Here is a 15,129-nt window from a genome sequence, read left to right on the forward strand (position 1 = left end):
CCCGGTCCGCAGCACGTTCTTCCGCGACCCCGACGGCCTCGAGGGGAGGTACTCGTCGCCGGCACCGCCATCTGATCCTGGCCCGTGACCACCTGCGCTCCGGTCCCGGATCGAGCCCGGGAAGCCGCCGGGCAGGAGCGACGAGACCTCAGGACCGGTCGGTTCTCCCCAGCAGGGCGTCGGAGATGATCCGCAGCTGGATCTCCGACGTCCCCTCGAAGATCTTGGTGAGCCGCGCGTCCCGCCAGTAGCGTTCGGCCGGGAAGTCCGTGGTGTAGCCGGCGCCGCCGTGGATCTGCAGGCCCTCGCTGGTCACCCGCTCGGCCATCTCGGAGGCCACGAGCTTGACCATCGAGGCCTGCGTCGGGCTGGGCTGACCGGCGTCGACCGCGGTGCACACCTGGTACATCAGGGCCCGCGCGGCCTCGACCCGCGCCGCCATGTCCGCGATCTTGAACCGCAGCCCCTGGTTGACGCCGATCGGACGGCCGAACTGGACGCGCTCGCCGACGTAGGCGATCGAGTCCTCCAGCGCCCCGCGGGCCAGCCCGATCGCGCGGGCCGCGGTGTGGATGCGGGCGGTGTCCAGGTCGCCCATGGCGATCCGGAAGCCCTTTCCCGGTTCGCCGACGATCTCGCTCGCCCAGGCGCCGTCGAAGGCGAGCTCCCAGGTCTTCCAGCCGTGGTAGCCGATCTTGCGGACCGGGGTGCCGGTGACGCCCTCGGGCAGGGTGCCCCGCTGCTTCGGCATCAGGAAACAGGTCACCCCGCGGGAGCGGTGCGCCGGGTCCGCGGGCTCGGTCCGCGCGAAGACCTGCAGGTAGTCCGAGCCGTCGGCGAAGGTGCACCACATCTTCTGGCCGGTGATCCGCCAGCCCTCACCGTCCGGGACGGCACGACAGCTCAGGTTCGCGACGTCGGACCCCGCCTCGGCCTCGGACAGCGCGAACGCGCTGAGGAACTCCCCGCGCGCCATCGCGGGCAGGTAGCGGGCGCGCTGGTCGGCGTCGAAACCCGCGGTGAACTGCTGCCCGCGGGCGATCAGGCTGGCCACGCTCATCCAGGCGCGGGCCAGCTCCTCGACGATGATCGCGTACTCGGACAGGCCCAGGCCGAGTCCGCCGTACTCCTCCGGGATGAGGATGCCGAAGAAGCCCAGCTCGGCCATCTTCTCCCGCAGGGCCATCGGGATCTCGCCGTGCTCGGGGTCGAGCTCGTTGGCGACGGGCAGGACCTCCTTCATCGCGAAGTCGCGGGCCATCGCCTGGATCGCCAGGCGGTCCTCGGTGAGGAACGGTTCGGTCATCTCTCCGTCTCCGTGGGTCGATCGCGTAGGTGGATGCCGAGCCCGGCCCGGCCGGGGGCGAGGTGGTCGCGCAGGACGAGATCGTCGTCGTAGTCCCCGCCGTTCTGCCTGCGGAACGGGAGCGGGGTCGTGTGCGGGACGGCGAGCACTCGCTCGCACACCTCCTTCGCGGCCGTGGCGAACTCCTCGTCCGACACCCGGTTCGCGCCCGTGACGACGACGGGCGGAAGCACCTGGTAGCCCACGTAGAACAGGGTGCCGTGCTGCAGGGGGAAGAGCAGCTCGTCGAGGTGCCCGTGGACGCCGCGGGGTCCGAGGTCCGGGCCGCGCCCGCCGACCGTGGTCACCACCAGCGCCCGCTTGCCGGCGAGCGGACCCTCGCCGTAGCGCAGGGTGCGGCCGGGGTGGTCGGGATCGGTGACGCCGTAGGCGAAGCCCTTGAGGAACACGCGGTCGAACCAGCCCTTGAGGATCGCGGGCATGCCGTACCACCACAGCGGGAACTGGACGACGAGCGTGTCGGCGGCCGCGACCTTGTCCTGCTCGGCGCGCACGTCCGCGCTCAACGCACCGGCGGCGTAGGCCTGGGCCGACACCGGCCCGACCCGGAACCGCTCGTCCGGGTCGTGGCCGTAGTCCGCCGCCGTGACCACCGGGTTCCAGGCCATGGCGTGCAGGTCGGAGACGACGACCTCGTGCCCGGCCCGCTCGAGCGCGGCGACGCCCGCGTCCTTCAGCGCACCGTTCAGCGAGCGGGGCTCGGGGTGGGCGAGGACCCAGAGGACCCTCACGCGACGAGCTCGACGATCGCGGCGAGCCCCTGGCCGCCACCCATGCACATCGTCTCCAGGCCGTAGCGGCTCCCCCTCCGGCGCATCTCGTACGCCAGCGTGGTGAGGATCCGGCAGCCGGTCGCTCCGGCCGGGTGGCCGAGCGAGATCCCCGAGCCGTTCACGTTGAGCCGCGGCTCGTCCGAGGGGAGGCCCCACTCCCGCAGGCAGGCGATGACCTGGGCCGCGAACGCCTCGTTGACCTCGATCAGGTCGATGTCCGCCCACCCCAGCTCGGCGCGCCGGAGCGCCGTGGCGACCGCGGGGACCGGGCCGATCCCCATCGTCCGCGGTGGCACCCCGGCCAGCGCGGAGGTCACGATGCGGAGGAACGGGGTGAGGCCCAGCTCGGCCGCCCGCGCGGCGGTGGTCACCACACAGACCGACGCGCCGTCGCTCTGTCCGCAGGCGTTGCCCGCGGTCACCGTGGCGTCCGGGTCCTCGTGGCGGCGGACCGGCCGCAGCCGCGCCAGGTCGTCCAGGGTGAGACCGGCGCGCGGGTGCTCGTCGAGGGTCACCACGGTCTCCGGCGTGCGGCGGGTCCCGGGCACCGTGACCGGCACGATCTCCTCGGCGAACCGGCCCTCCTTCGTCGCCGCGACGGCCTTCTCCTGCGAGGCGAGCGCGAACTCGTCCTGCTCGGTGCGGCTGATCGCGTACTGGGCGCGCAGGTTCTCGGCGGTCTCGAGCATGCCGCCGGGGACCGGGAAGTGCGCCCCGCCCGCGGTGGTGCGGCCCCGGGTGATCCGGTTGACCATCCGCAGCTCGTCGCCGCGGACGCCCTTCTGCAGGCCCAGCGCGTAGTACTCGGCCTGGCTCATCGCCTCGACGCCGCCGGCGACGACCAGGTCCGCCCAGCCCTGCCCGACGGTGAGCGCCGCCTGCAGGACGGCCTGCAGCCCGGAGCCGCAGCGGCGGTCGAGCTGCATGCCGGCCACGCCGACGCCGAGCCCCGCGTTCAGCGCGGCGACCCGGCCGATGGCGGGCGCCTCGCTCGTCGGGTAGCAGTAGCCGAGCACGACGTCGTCGACGTCGCCCTCCCCCAGCCCGGTCCGGGCGATCAGCCCCTGCAGGGCCTGGGTGGCCAGGTCCGCGGCGGTCAGGGTGGCGAACACCCCGCCGTCGACGCCGACCGGCGTGCGCACCGGGTCGCAGACGACCACGTCGGACGGGCTCACGTCGGGACCTCCGTGCTGTACAGCCGCGCCGCGAGCTCGCGCAGCGCGGCGGCCTTGATCTTGGAACCGTTGGTGCCGACGGTGGTCGGCATCTGCTCGACGAGGTGCACGGAGTCGGGCACCTTGAACGTCGCGAGCGCCTGGGCACACCAGGCCCGCAGCGCGGCCGGGTCCGGGGTGGTGCCGGGCACGGCCTCGACGAACGCGACGGCCCTGGTGTCCCCGTCCACCGTGACGCCGACGACCTTGCTCCGGGCCACGTCCGGGTGCTCGGCCAGGCGGATCTCGATCTCGGCGGGCTCCACGAGGAAGCCGCGCAGCCGGAACGAGTCGCCCATCCGGCCCGCGTAGTCGAACGCGCCGTCCGGGTGGACCGTGCCCAGGTCGCCGGAGCGGAACCAGCCGTCGGCGGTGAACGAGCGCGCGCGGATCGCACCGTCGGTGTCGCCGAGGTAGCCGTCGACCACGGCGTAGCCGCGGAACTGCAGCTCGCCGGGCTCGCCCTCGGGCGGCGGCCCGCCGGTGACCGGGTCGACGGCGCGCACCTCGATGTCCGGGGACACGGGTCGACCGCCCGCCCGCCAGCGCGCGGGCGCCGGGTCGTGCTCGAGCCAGAACGACAGCAGCGAGAACAGCTCGCTGGAGCCGAAGATCCCCATGGTCGGGGTGCCGGTCTCCTTCTCGGCCCACTCCGCGACCTGGATGGACTTGCCGTAGAAGTCCCCGATGAGCAGGCGGCGCCACGCGGACAGGTCGCCGCCGTGGGCGCGGTGGCTCTCCATCAGCCGCCCGGCCACGTCGTCCGCGCTGGCCAGGTGGGTCACCCCGAACTCGCCCATGTGGGCCACGACCAGGTCGTCGTCGAACGTGGGTTCCAGCAGCGCCGCCCCGCCGGCGGCGATCGCGGCGAGCGCCGGGACGTAGCCGAAGACCCCGGACAGCGGCAGCACGACCAGGCTGACCGACTCCGCGTCCCAGCCGCCCGCGGCGGCGACGTTCCGGGCGTGGGTGGCCACGCCGCTGCCGAGGTGGGCGGCGAGCTTCGGCATGCCGGTCGAGCCGGAGGTCGTGAACGCCACGGCCAGGGCGTCCCGGGTGCCGCGCAGCGCCTGCGGGTCGGCCGCGTCCGACGGCGGGCCGGGCACCCAGGCCCCCGCGCCGACGTCGTAGGTCGCGGCGACGGCCTCGTCCGCGGGTGGACGGCCGGGTCCGGTCACGACGGCGATGCCGGGGGCGGGCACGTCCGCCTCGGCGACCGCCTCGCGCAGCCTCGCCCGCAGGTCCAGGCCGAGGAAGTCGTGGGCGATCAGCACCACCCGCGGCCGGGCCCGGTCCAGGACGTGCGCGACGTCCGCCACGCCGTAGCGGGTGTTGATGCCGATGACGTGGGCGCCGAGCGCGGCCGCGGCGAACTGCGCCACCAGCGACTCGGACCAGTTCGGCAGCCACACGCCCACGCAGTCGCCCTCGCCGACGCCGTGGGCCCGCAGGTCCTCGCGCAACGTGAGGACGCGCGCCACCAGCTCCGCCCGGGTGACCCGGCGCGGCGCGGGCCCGCCGTCGATGACCACGGTGCTCTCCGGCGCGGCCGCGGCGGTGTCGGCCAGCAGGTCGGCGAGGGTGGTCACGCGGCCGGTCATGCGGCACCCCGGCTCTCGCGGGCCCCCAGCTCGCCGAGCCAGCCGTGCAGGACGTCGGCGAAGCCCTCGACCTCCTCCATCGGGTAGTGCCCGATGCCCTCCAGCAGGGTGTAGCGGGAGTCCGGGATGAGCTCGGCGGCCCGGCGGACGTCCGCGGGGTCGAGCCACAGGTCGTCGTCCCCGACGACGAGGTGGGTCGGGCAGGCCACGCCGTCGAGCTTCGCCAGCACGTCGTGGGTGGCCCAGCCGATGAGGTCGCTGGTGGAGATCTCGGGGTCCTCGCGGCGGTGCATGCGCGCGATCAGCTCCGCCCGCTCGGCCGCCACCCGCCGCCCGACGACGGCGAGCGTGCCGAGGTAGGTCCGGTCCGAGCGGCTGGGCGCGGCCGAGTCGACCAGCTCGCGCTCCAGCCCGCGCACGCTCAGCATCGTCGAGTCGGTGCCGCCGTGCGCCGCCAACGCGACGGCGCCGGCCAGGCGTTCGCCGCGACGCACCGCGAGCTGCAGGGTGATGGCGCCCCCGATGGAACAGCCGACCACGAAGGGCCGGTCCATCCCGAGCCGGTCCATGAGCTCCTCGCACCACTGCGCGTAGACGCCCAGGTCCCGCACCGGGCCGCCGGGGGCGGGCTCCGAGCGACCGTGCCCGGGCAGGTCCGGGACCACCACCCGGTAGCCGAGCTCGGCGAGCCGCGGCTGGACCTCCCGCCACTGCACACCGTTCTGGCCCGCCGTGTGCAGGCACAGCACCGGCTGCCCCTCGCCCTCCTCGAGCACGAAGGCGCGGGTCCCGCCCACCTCGACGTAGTCGGCCCTCATCGTGTCCCCTCCGTGCGGGCCAACGCCCGCGCCTCGTCGACCAGCGCGACGACCGCCGCGGTCAGCCGCAGGTACTCGTAGGCACTGCCCTCGACCTCGAACTCGTCGCGCAGGGTCCGCTCGGTGAAGTCGTTCCGCGGACCGGTCAGCAGCCCGGCCCACACGACGTCGGGCGCGGAGACGACGAACGTCGGCCCGTCCGGTGTCCGGGTCCCGGCCTCGAGCACCTGTCCCTTGTAGACGCGGAACACCACCAGGTCGCCGCCGAGGCGCAGGCCGAGGGTGCCGTCCCAGGTCCCGGTGGCCCGGGTGAACGCGGCCGAGTCGCCGAGCGCGGTGGCCAGCGCCCGCGCCCACTCCACGGACGGGAAGGACCGGCCGAGCCGGGCGCGGCGGTCGTCGACCGCCTCGCGCGCCGTGACCAGCGCGGCGGTCCGGCCCACCTGCACGACCTCGTCGTGCTGGTTGCGGACCACCACGTGCCTGCCGACGACACCGTTGCGCAGCGCCGACGTGCGACGGGTGCGGGTCACCGTCATCTCGTAGGTGACCGAGTCGCCGACGTGGATCGGCGCCACGAAGTCCCAGTGCGTGTCGAACGCCGCCTCGACGTGCGCCGACAGGCCGCGCTCGTGGTGCCAGCCGAAGAAGCCGGCCAGGCCCAGCGGACCGTGGACCAGCGGGCGGCCGTCGGCGGACCGGCCGTGCTCGGTGTGCAGCGCGGCCCGGTCCCCGCTGACCTCGGCGAAGGCCGCGACCACCGCCGCGGAGAAGCTCCGCGCCGGGCCGGTGTAGACCTGCCCGACCTCGAAGTCCTCGAAATGGGGCGCGGCCGTCCCTGCCCCGGGCCCACCGGCGTGCACCGGGGACCCGGTGGTGGCACTGGTGCTCATCGACCGTCCTCTCCGACGGGCCGTCGCGATCGTCGTCCCCGACGGGCTCGCGACGACATGAACGAACGTTCTTACGTCTTCCATGCAATCAGCAGCTTCCCGGCCCGTCAAGAGCAGGGGCGTCGTGGCGGGTGCGCTACCGTGAGCGACATGAACGACCGTTCCCCGACCCTGGTCGCCGAGACGGGGCGGCGGAACGAGGCCGCGATCCTCAACGCCGCGATCCACGCCTTCGGCACCCAGGGGTTCAACGGCGCCTCGATGCGCGACGTGGCCCGCGGCGCCGAGACCAGCCTGTCCAACCTCTACAACTACTTCCCGTCGAAGTCCAAGCTGCTGGCCGCGGCGCTGCGACACGCCAACGCCGAGCTGCGCAGCCGCGTCCTGTCGGCCGTGGAGCTGGCCGGCGACGACGCCCCGTCCCGCATGCGCGAGGCGGTCCGCGCGCACGTCGGGTTCGTCGTCGAACACCAGACGGCGACCCTGGTGGCGACCAACGAGCTCCGCTACCTCGACCCCGGGGACCGCGCCGCGCTGGTGGAGGACCGGGACGCCACCCAGGACGCCTTCGAGCGCATCGTCGCCCAGGGCGTCGCCGACGGAGCCTTCCGCACGCCCTACGCCACCGACGCGGCACGCACGATCCTCGGTGCCGTCGCGGCGATCGCGAGCTGGTACCGCCCGGACGGCGCACTGGGCCGCGGCCAGCTCGCCGAGCAGTACGCGCGCTACGCCCTGGCCCTGCTCGAGGCCCCCCTCACGCACTGACGCCCGCCGCCGGGGGGCGACCCGGCGAGATGCCTCTTGTCCGTTGTGACCCGAGTCGCTAGCGTTCTAAGAACGATCGTTCGTACTTGTGTCGGAGCTCCTCGTTCTCCGGCACCCTCACCGCCGCACCGTTGCGGCCTGGAGGTGGACCCGGATGGACCAGCACGCACCCCCGAAGAAGATGGGCCGGCTCGCTGCCGCGGCGGTCTTCGCCACCGCGCTCGAATGGTTCGACTTCCTCATCTACGCCACGGCCGCCGCCCTCGTGTTCGGGCACCTGTTCTTCCCCTCGGTCAGCCCGGTGGCCGGCACCCTGGCCTCCTTCGCGACGTTCGCCGTCGGCTTCGTCGCGCGACCACTCGGCGGCATCATCGCCGGGCACGTCGGCGACCGCTTCGGCCGCAAGCCCCCGCTGGTCGCCGCCATGCTGCTGATGGGCGTGGCGACGTTCGCGATCGGCGTCCTGCCCGGGTACGCGACCATCGGGATCTGGGCACCGGTCCTGCTGGTGGTCGCCCGCCTGGTCCAGGGCCTGGGCGTCGGCGCCCAGTGGGGCGGCGCCGCACTGCTGCTCACCGAGCACGCCCCGGTCGAGCGGCGCGGGTTCTACGGGTCGCTCGTGCAGACCGGCGCCATCGCGGGAGCGGTCGCGGGCAACCTCTTCTTCCTCCTGCTGACCACCGTCCTGTCCGAGGAGCAGTTCGTCGCCTGGGGGTGGCGCGTCCCGTTCCTCTCCGGCCTCGCCCTGGTCCTGATCGGCGCCTACGTGCAGCTCAAGATCGAGGACACCCCGGTGTTCCACGACCTGCAGCAACGGTCGGCGGAGTCCCGGCGCGACGCCGGACTGCGCAAGGCACCGCTCGTCCAGGCCGTGCGGCACTACTGGCGCGAGATCCTGCAGGCCGCGGGCGCGTTCTTCGTCGTCAACGCCACCTTCTACATCCTGATCAGCGGGATGCTGAGCTACGCCACCACACAGGTCGGCATGTCCCGGTCGGCGATCCTGTGGTGCGTCATGGGCGCGGGCCTGACACAGGTCGTCTCGATGCCGTTCTTCGGCGGTCTGACCGACCGGATGGGCTCGCGGAAGAAGCTCTACCTGACCGGCACGGTGCTGATGGCGGTCTGGGCCTTCCCGATGTTCCTGCTGATCGACACCGGCTCGCTGCCACTGGTGTTCCTCGCCCTGCTGGTCGGGTTCACCATCCACGCGACGATGTACGGCCCCCAGGCCACCCTGTACGCCGAGATGTTCCCGGCGGACGTCCGCTACTCGGGTGCCTCGCTGGGCTACCAGTTCGCCTCGGTGTTCGCCGGCGGCCTCGCCCCGTTCATCATGACCGCGTTGCTGGCGGGCACGGGTGCCTCCTGGTCGGTCGCGCTCTACATCGTCGCCACGTCCGTGGTCACCTTCGTCGCGGTGGCGACGCTGAAAGAGCGCTACCGCCGCGACCTCTACGAGACCTCCGACGCCGAGGCGACCGGGACCGTCGCCACCCCGGGCTGAGCGCTCCGGCCGGCTCCCGGCCCCACCGCCGCACCGGGATCGACCGGATGCCCCGCGGTGCCGCCTCGGCGACATCGGGCGCGCACGGACCCGACCACCCGGCGGGCGCCGGCCGCCACGGGCCGAAGGTCCCGATCTCCCCTGCCGTCCGATCCTGACGCCCGTCCGTCGCGGTGGCCTAGCGTCGCCCCGGTCGGAAGGACGGCAATGGACCGGATGGCTGTGCAGCTGCGGAACGTCATCGTCGCCAGCGACGAGTACCGGCGTGCGGAGGCCGCCGCGCTCGGCGTCGGCCTCACCGAGTCCGCGGCCCTCGGCGAGCTCTACCACCGCGGGCCGCTGCCGCCCTCGGCACTGGTGACCCGGCTCGGCGTGGCGTCGGCGAGCGTCACCACGCTGCTGGACCGGCTGACGGCGGCCGGGCTGGCGCAGCGCGTGCCGCACCCCACCGACCGGCGCAGCGTCCTCGTCGTGCTGACGCCGCGCGGCCGCCAGGCGACCGCGGCGATGTTCGCCATGTTCACCGAGGACATCCTGCGCGCGGTGCACTCCGCGCAGCCGGAGCACGTCCGCGAGTTCACCGCCGTCCTGGCGCGGATCGCGGCGGCGCTGCACCAACGGGTCGCGGACCCGGCGACCGTCGCCCGGGACCTGACCCGGCGGGTGGCGGAGGGCGGGCCGGATTCGAGCACCCCGAGCACGGAACCCGTCTGACCCCGGACCCACCACCCCGAGGTCAGACGGTCTCCCCCGCACCAGCGAGGCCGTCGACCAGCTGCACCAGGCGCACCAGCGGGCACGGGTGCCGCTCGGGACGGCCGGCGTGCACGGGGTGCTCGCACCGGCCCACGGGGTCGGACCGGTGCCCCTCCACCAGACGGTCGCAGATGATCCGCCGGTCGGGTGAGGCCAGCAGCACGTCCGCCATGCCCAGCATCGCGCGCATCGGCGCGCCACCCGGGCTTCTGCAGATCATTCCCTCGGACATGGGAACCCCCTCTCGTCGTGGTCCACCGATGTTGCGGACCTCCTCAGCGTAAGCTGCGGGGTCGCGATTCCGGGCCCGATCGAGGACTATTTGTTCGGCAGCCGGAAATCATGGCGTGACCGCTGCGACCATCCGAACGAACACATGGTCCGAATTGCGCCCGTCGAGCGGAGGCAGGACCTTCGACCTACCGGCGAGGAACGGAATACCCTGATGAAAAGGGATCCTGCCGAGCCTTTCGCCACTGTTCGGCGCTCCTCCGGGAAAGCGGGTCGCGCGCACGAGTTCCGACACATCCATGTCCCGCTACCGTTACACCATGATAGGTGACGAGAAATCAACAACGTCGCGGCCGACTGATCCGCACGAGTGGCCGACGTTCTCCGATGCGGCATTGCTGCAATGGCTCGACGGTCACGAGATCCGCGACACCGACCTGCTCGACTTCGGTGTGATCACGATCCGGTCCGACGACCGCGTCATCGGCTACAACCGGTACGAGTCCGGTCGGGCCGGTATCCGGGCGGAGCGGGTCCTGGGCCGGGACCTGTTCGTCGACGTCGCGCCGTGCCTGAACAACTTCATGGTCGCCGAGCGGTACCGGACCGGCGGCGACCTCGACGAGGAGCTGGACTACGTCTTCACCTTCCGCATGCGCCCGACCCCGGTCCGCCTGCGGCTGCTCGCGGCCGCCGGCGGGCACCGCCGTTACCTGGCGATCAGGCCGCGATGACCGCGTCCGGCCCGCCGCCCGACGCGGCGACCGAGCTCGAGGACCTGCTGCAGTTCTTCTACCAGTGTCCCGTCGGCCTGGTCGACGCCCACGACGACGGACGGGTGCGCCGGGTCAACCCGGCCGCCGTCCGGATGCTCGCCCCCGCACTGCGGCCCGGCGAGGACCTGGACCGGCTCCACCCCGTGCTCGACCGGCTCGCCCCCGGGCTGTCGGCGATGCTGACCACCCGGCCCGAGCGGCTCGGGCCGCTGCACCCCGGGACCCGCGTCGTCGTGAACGTCCCGCCGGACGGGGGCCCGCAGGTGGAGCTGCGCTTCGTCCGCGTCGCCCCCGACCACGTCATGGTGGTCGCCGCCGACGTCACGGTCGAGCAGCGGCTCGCCCGTCGCACCCTGAAGCTGGCCGCCCGCCTGCGCGACGTCATCGCGGCCGCCGAGGCCTACCGGGACGCCGCGGCCGAGGTCCTCGGCGTCGCGCCCAGCGGGGTGGGCGTCCTGGAGGAGCTGGTCCTGCGCGGCCCGCGCACACCGAGCGCGATCTCCCGCCGGGTGGGGCTGTCCTCCTCCAGCGTCACCGCCGTGGTCGACCAGCTCGAGTCGGCGGGACTGGTCGAGCGGGTCGCCAACCCGGCGGACCGCCGCAGCACGCTGGTGACCCTCGCCCCCGGTGCCTCCGACCGGATCCGTCCGGTGCTCGACCTGCTCGTCAGCGGCATCGACCGGGTGGCCGAGGGCGCCTCGGCCCACGCCCAGGACGTCGCGGCGACGCTGGAGGCCGTCACGTCGGCGCTGCGCAGCCGCACGGCCGTGCGCGGCGGACAGGTGCCGCGCCCCGTCCGGCCGACGGACGGCTGACCGCCCTCCGTCCGGGTGGGTCGATGCCGGTGCCGTCACCGGACCCGACGGCGCGGGCGGACGGTACGGACGGCGCGGACCACCGAGTCGAGGTCGGCGTAGCGGCCGGAGGGCAGCTCGGCCAGGAGCCGGCGCAGCACACCGGGCGCGCCCCAGGCGTCGGCCTCGGCCAGCACCTGCCAGCGCTGGGCGGGGAACGCCAGCCCGGCCAGGACGGGACCCACGGAGCGGAGCAGGACCTCCGGCGGCTGCGGCGGCACCCGGCGGCCCGACGGCCGCGCCGGGGCCGCCAGGGCAGCCGGGGCAGCCGGGGGGCACGGGACAGCGGGCGCGCCGTCCGGGAGCTCTCCGGGCACGACGAGGCGCAGCCCGCGCCCCGTCCCCCGGGCGACCGGCCGGAGGTCGGTCGCGGTCATGCGGCCGCCCCGCCGTCCGGTCCGAACTGCTCGCCGGTACAGGTCGGGTCGTCGCGCAGATGCCGGTAGCTACGGCCGGGGCGCAGCAGCGGCCGCCCCGGCTCCGGATGCGCAGCGACGAGGCAGGCCCGGTCCGGGGGGATCGGGGTCCAGCATCGCTCGCACAGACGGATCTCGAGTTCCTTGCGCACGGGCACCTCCGGCCTCGCTCCCCCGCCGGTCGGGAGGACGGTTCCAGAGTGGCCGTCGGCGGGGCCCGCCCTCGTGGGCCGGGTGGAGCAGTTCCGCGGGAGATGTCGGCGACGCGGACTACGCGGCTCCGGTGCCTCTCGGGACCGGAGAATCACCGTTGCCGTCGTTCCCCGGCCCGTGTTCCTCCAGGACGGCGGCCAGGACGTCGCGGATCGACACGATCCCCGCGGGGTTCCCGTCCCGGGTGGCCAGCAGGTGCCGGATGCCCGCCTCGAGCATCACCCCGGCGGCCGTCGTGACCGCGGCGGAGACGTCCACCGACACGATCTCGGTGGTCATCGCGTCCTCGACGATCGTGTCGTCGGGATCGAGACCCGCGGCGACCGCCGCCACCAGGTCGCGTTCGGAGACGACGCCGAGTGCCGAGCGCCGGCGCACGACGAGCAGGACGCCGATCTCGTCGGCGGCCAGGTCACGGGCGGCGTCGCGCAGGCTCCGGTCCCACTCGACCTCGCCGATCGGGGACCGCAGGACACTGCGCACCGGCACCGGGCCACGGGGCGGCCCCGTCGTCGTGGCGCTCACCGGGCACCGTCCGCGCGCACGACGGCCAGCGGGCACGGCAGCTCGTAGAGCAGCGCCTGGCTCGTCGAACCGTGCAGCAGCCCGGTCAGCCCGGCCCGCCCCGCCGACCCGACGACCAGCAGCTGCGCGGTGCCCGCCCGGGCCAGCAGCGCCGCCCGCGCGGGACCGTGCGCCACGATCCGGCGGACGGGGACGTCGGGGTACTTCTCGGCCCAGCCGGCGAGGGCCTCGGCCAGTACGCGTTCCTGCGCCTGCTCCGCCTCGACGCGGTCGAACCCGCCCGCGCGGTCGTCCACCCGATCACCGGCCGCGTCCTGCCAGGCGTGCACGGCGACGAGCGCGGTCCCCGCGGCCGCGGCGTGGTCGAAGGCGAAGGCCAGGGCGGCCCCGCCGAGCTCGGAGCCGTCCACCCCGACCACCACCGCACCGGCGGTCCGGGCGGGACCGCGGCGAGGAGGGACGGCCACCACCGGGCAGGGCGACGACACCGTCAGGGCCGCGGCCGTGCTCCACCCGAACGCCTCCAGGGGCTCACCGGTGTGCGGGGCCAGTACCAGCATCACGGCGTCGCGGCTCTGGTCGCGCAGGACCGCGACCGGGTCCCCGGTCAGTACCCGGCTCTGTACCTCCACCGCGGGCGCGACGAGCCGGGCGTGCTCGGCCGCCGCGCTCACGGCGTCCGCCCCGGCCCGGTCGAACCGCCGCCCCTGCGCGTGCAGCAGGCGCAGCGGGAGGTGCCGGCTCCCGGCGGCTCCCGCGGCCCAGGTGACCGCGGCGCGGTCGCGCGGTGAGCCGTCGACGCCGACGGCGAGGAAGGATCGGGGTGCACTCATGGTCTCCTCCGTGTGGTCCGGTGTGGTCCGGTGGTGTGGTCACCGGATGCGGCCGCCGCGTTCACTGCCGCGCGCGCCCGGTCCAGACCGGTTCCACGCGCGCCCAGTCCTCCTCCCACGCCCGCGCGAAACGCCGGCCGGTCCACCGGTAGAGCCCGGCGCCGAGCCCCAGGACCGTCGCCCCGGCCGTGATCGCGACGAGGACACCGGCGATGACCGCCGCAGCGACCGCGTCGGCCGCGGTGACCGGTGCCGGCACCAGCCGGTCGTCGGCCGTCGTCCAGACCCGGACCCGGTCGCCCGCGTCGCCGGGAAGCTCCGTGCGGGTGGTGCCGGTGTGCGGGAGGCCGTCGTGACCGGTCCACCGGACCGTGGCCGGGTAGGGCTGTCCGGAGACGCGGCTCCCGCTCGCCGCGATGTCGTACACCAGGACCGCGTCGGTCGCCGTCCGCTGCCGGGCCTCGGCCCGCGCCCGGTCGGTCGTCGCCCCGTGCACGCTCGTGACGACCGCCCAGCACCCGACCGCCGACAGCACGAGCAGGACGGCCAGCAGTACGGTGCCGGCGTCCTCCAGACGCTGGGCGCGCCGGCGTGTCCGGTCCGCTGTGGACACCGTGCGCAGGCCCTCCGCCATCGGGCCACCTCCCCGTGTCGTCCCCACGAACAGCGTGGTCCGGCGGGGAGCACACCGGGCAGGGCCGGGCCGCCCGTCCCGGCGGGGCATCGGTCATGGCCGGTACGGGACCTTCGGTACTGCTCCGTGCCGGGCGCGACGGACACCGTGGTGGCACGGCCCCGCGGGGCGGCACCACGAGGAGGACCCCATGATCTCGACCATCGACGGGCTCCCGCCGGGCATCGACGGCGTCCGCGTGTCCGGCACCGTGACCCGTGCCGACTACGACGACGTCGTCGCACCGCTGGTCGCGGCGGCGGCGGCCACCGGTCGACGGCTGCGGGTGGTCGCGGTGCTCGACAGCTCCTTCACCGGCATCACCCCCGACGCGGTGTGGGAGGACCTCGAGCTCGGCATGCGCGCGCTGCCGCTGTTCGACGGGTGCGCGGTCGTCAGCGACCGGGAGTCCGTCCGGATCGCCTGCCGCGTCGCGGCCGTCGTGGCGCCGTACTCGCTGGCGGTGTTCCCCGAGGCGCAGCAGGACAGCGCCGTGAGCTGGCTGGTGGGCCTGCCGGCCGCCGGGTTCGCGATCGACCTGCGCCCGGACGACGGCATCGCGGTCGTGCGCGTCGACCGCCCGCTGCGGGCCGCCGACTTCGACCGGCTGACCCGGGAGATCGAGTCCTGGAGCACCGCCCACGGCGAGCTCGGCGGGCTGGTGCTGGTGGCGCCGTCGTTCCCGGGCTGGGAGAACGTCGAGGGCATGGTCCGGCACGTCACGTTCCTGCTCGAGGAGCACCGGCGCGTGCACCGGATCGCGCTCGCCGTCGACGGACTGCTCCCCACCGTGGCCCCGGCCCTGGCCGGAGCGGTGCTGCACCCGGCCGTGAAGCACTTCGCCCACCGCGACGTCGAGGCCGCGATCGCCTGGGCGGCTGCCGGGAAGCCGGCCGCGGTGGAGTCCTGACA

General features: G+C 74.4%; 18 protein-coding genes. 6 read left to right on the forward strand and 12 right to left on the reverse strand.

Annotated features, from left to right (window positions below; all coding sequences use genetic code 11):
• Positions 1–148: 148 nt before the first annotated feature.
• From ND486_RS12775 to ND486_RS12800, 6 genes are read right to left on the reverse strand one after another with little or no spacing between them, the layout of a single operon-like run.
• Complete coding sequence (locus ND486_RS12775) at positions 149–1,306, reverse strand: acyl-CoA dehydrogenase family protein (protein WP_251784526.1); 1,158 nt, start codon at positions 1,304–1,306, stop codon at positions 149–151.
• Positions 1,303–2,097: an NAD(P)H-dependent oxidoreductase gene (locus ND486_RS12780; protein WP_251784527.1), complete on the reverse strand. Its 795-nt coding sequence runs from the start codon at positions 2,095–2,097 to the stop codon at positions 1,303–1,305. The genes ND486_RS12775 and ND486_RS12780 overlap by 4 nt, the downstream gene beginning before the upstream one ends.
• Complete coding sequence (locus ND486_RS12785; protein ID WP_251784528.1) at positions 2,094–3,314, reverse strand: acetyl-CoA C-acetyltransferase; 1,221 nt, start codon at positions 3,312–3,314, stop codon at positions 2,094–2,096. Before ND486_RS12785 ends, ND486_RS12780 begins: the two co-directional genes overlap by 4 nt.
• Positions 3,311–4,954: an AMP-binding protein gene (locus tag ND486_RS12790; protein ID WP_251784529.1), complete on the reverse strand. Its 1,644-nt coding sequence runs from the start codon at positions 4,952–4,954 to the stop codon at positions 3,311–3,313. Before ND486_RS12790 ends, ND486_RS12785 begins: the two co-directional genes overlap by 4 nt.
• Positions 4,951–5,772 carry an alpha/beta fold hydrolase gene (locus ND486_RS12795; RefSeq protein ID WP_251784530.1) on the reverse strand — a complete coding sequence of 274 codons (822 nt, stop codon included), beginning with the start codon at positions 5,770–5,772 and terminating at the stop codon, positions 4,951–4,953. Before ND486_RS12795 ends, ND486_RS12790 begins: the two co-directional genes overlap by 4 nt.
• The gene (locus tag ND486_RS12800; RefSeq protein WP_251784531.1) at positions 5,769–6,665 is read right to left on the reverse strand and encodes a MaoC/PaaZ C-terminal domain-containing protein; all 897 of its coding nucleotides are present in this window, start codon (positions 6,663–6,665) and stop codon (positions 5,769–5,771) included. Before ND486_RS12800 ends, ND486_RS12795 begins: the two co-directional genes overlap by 4 nt.
• Positions 6,666–6,815: 150 nt before the next feature.
• Here ND486_RS12800 and ND486_RS12805 point away from each other — a divergent pair, with 150 nt between their 5' ends.
• The 3 genes from ND486_RS12805 to ND486_RS12815 all read left to right on the forward strand — a co-directional run bounded on the left by ND486_RS12805 (position 6,816) and on the right by ND486_RS12815 (position 9,654).
• A complete protein-coding gene (locus ND486_RS12805; RefSeq protein ID WP_208824877.1) occupies positions 6,816–7,433 on the forward strand; it encodes a TetR/AcrR family transcriptional regulator in 618 nt (205 codons plus the stop codon).
• A 154-nt stretch (positions 7,434–7,587) separates the two neighbouring features.
• A complete protein-coding gene (locus ND486_RS12810; RefSeq protein ID WP_251784532.1) occupies positions 7,588–8,940 on the forward strand; it encodes an MFS transporter in 1,353 nt (450 codons plus the stop codon).
• A gap of 216 nt (positions 8,941–9,156) precedes the next feature.
• Complete coding sequence (locus tag ND486_RS12815; protein ID WP_251784533.1) at positions 9,157–9,654, forward strand: MarR family winged helix-turn-helix transcriptional regulator; 498 nt, start codon at positions 9,157–9,159, stop codon at positions 9,652–9,654.
• Positions 9,655–9,676: 22 nt separating this feature from the next.
• On the opposite strand, the gene ND486_RS12820 is transcribed toward ND486_RS12815, so the two are convergent.
• Entirely contained in the window at positions 9,677–9,928 is a 252-nt protein-coding gene (locus ND486_RS12820) for a hypothetical protein (RefSeq protein ID WP_251784534.1), read from the reverse strand.
• A gap of 319 nt (positions 9,929–10,247) precedes the next feature.
• On the opposite strand from ND486_RS12820, the gene ND486_RS12825 reads away from it, so the two are divergent.
• Positions 10,248–10,661: a hypothetical protein gene (locus ND486_RS12825; RefSeq protein ID WP_251784535.1), complete on the forward strand. Its 414-nt coding sequence runs from the start codon at positions 10,248–10,250 to the stop codon at positions 10,659–10,661.
• Positions 10,658–11,518, forward strand: a complete 861-nt coding sequence (locus tag ND486_RS12830; RefSeq protein ID WP_251784536.1) for a MarR family transcriptional regulator — start codon at positions 10,658–10,660, stop codon at positions 11,516–11,518. The genes ND486_RS12825 and ND486_RS12830 overlap by 4 nt, the downstream gene beginning before the upstream one ends.
• Positions 11,519–11,553: 35 nt before the next feature.
• On the opposite strand, the gene ND486_RS12835 is transcribed toward ND486_RS12830, so the two are convergent.
• The 5 genes from ND486_RS12835 to ND486_RS12855 all read right to left on the reverse strand — a co-directional run bounded on the left by ND486_RS12835 (position 11,554) and on the right by ND486_RS12855 (position 14,178).
• A complete protein-coding gene (locus tag ND486_RS12835; RefSeq protein WP_251784537.1) occupies positions 11,554–11,934 on the reverse strand; it encodes a DUF2795 domain-containing protein in 381 nt (126 codons plus the stop codon).
• Positions 11,931–12,125 carry a hypothetical protein gene (locus ND486_RS12840; protein WP_251784538.1) on the reverse strand — a complete coding sequence of 65 codons (195 nt, stop codon included), beginning with the start codon at positions 12,123–12,125 and terminating at the stop codon, positions 11,931–11,933. Before ND486_RS12840 ends, ND486_RS12835 begins: the two co-directional genes overlap by 4 nt.
• A 118-nt stretch (positions 12,126–12,243) precedes the next feature.
• Positions 12,244–12,711: a cyclic nucleotide-binding/CBS domain-containing protein gene (locus ND486_RS29730; protein ID WP_251784539.1), complete on the reverse strand. Its 468-nt coding sequence runs from the start codon at positions 12,709–12,711 to the stop codon at positions 12,244–12,246.
• Positions 12,708–13,544: a universal stress protein gene (locus ND486_RS12850; protein ID WP_251784540.1), complete on the reverse strand. Its 837-nt coding sequence runs from the start codon at positions 13,542–13,544 to the stop codon at positions 12,708–12,710. Before ND486_RS12850 ends, ND486_RS29730 begins: the two co-directional genes overlap by 4 nt.
• 61 nt (positions 13,545–13,605) lie before the next feature.
• Complete coding sequence (locus tag ND486_RS12855) at positions 13,606–14,178, reverse strand: hypothetical protein (protein WP_251784541.1); 573 nt, start codon at positions 14,176–14,178, stop codon at positions 13,606–13,608.
• A gap of 190 nt (positions 14,179–14,368) precedes the next feature.
• Here ND486_RS12855 and ND486_RS12860 point away from each other — a divergent pair, with 190 nt between their 5' ends.
• Positions 14,369–15,127: an STAS/SEC14 domain-containing protein gene (locus ND486_RS12860; protein ID WP_251784542.1), complete on the forward strand. Its 759-nt coding sequence runs from the start codon at positions 14,369–14,371 to the stop codon at positions 15,125–15,127.
• Positions 15,128–15,129: the final 2 nt, after the last annotated feature.

The organism is Pseudonocardia sp. DR1-2 (genome assembly GCF_023717215.1).
Classification (GTDB): Bacteria; Actinomycetota; Actinomycetes; order Mycobacteriales; family Pseudonocardiaceae; genus Pseudonocardia; species Pseudonocardia alni.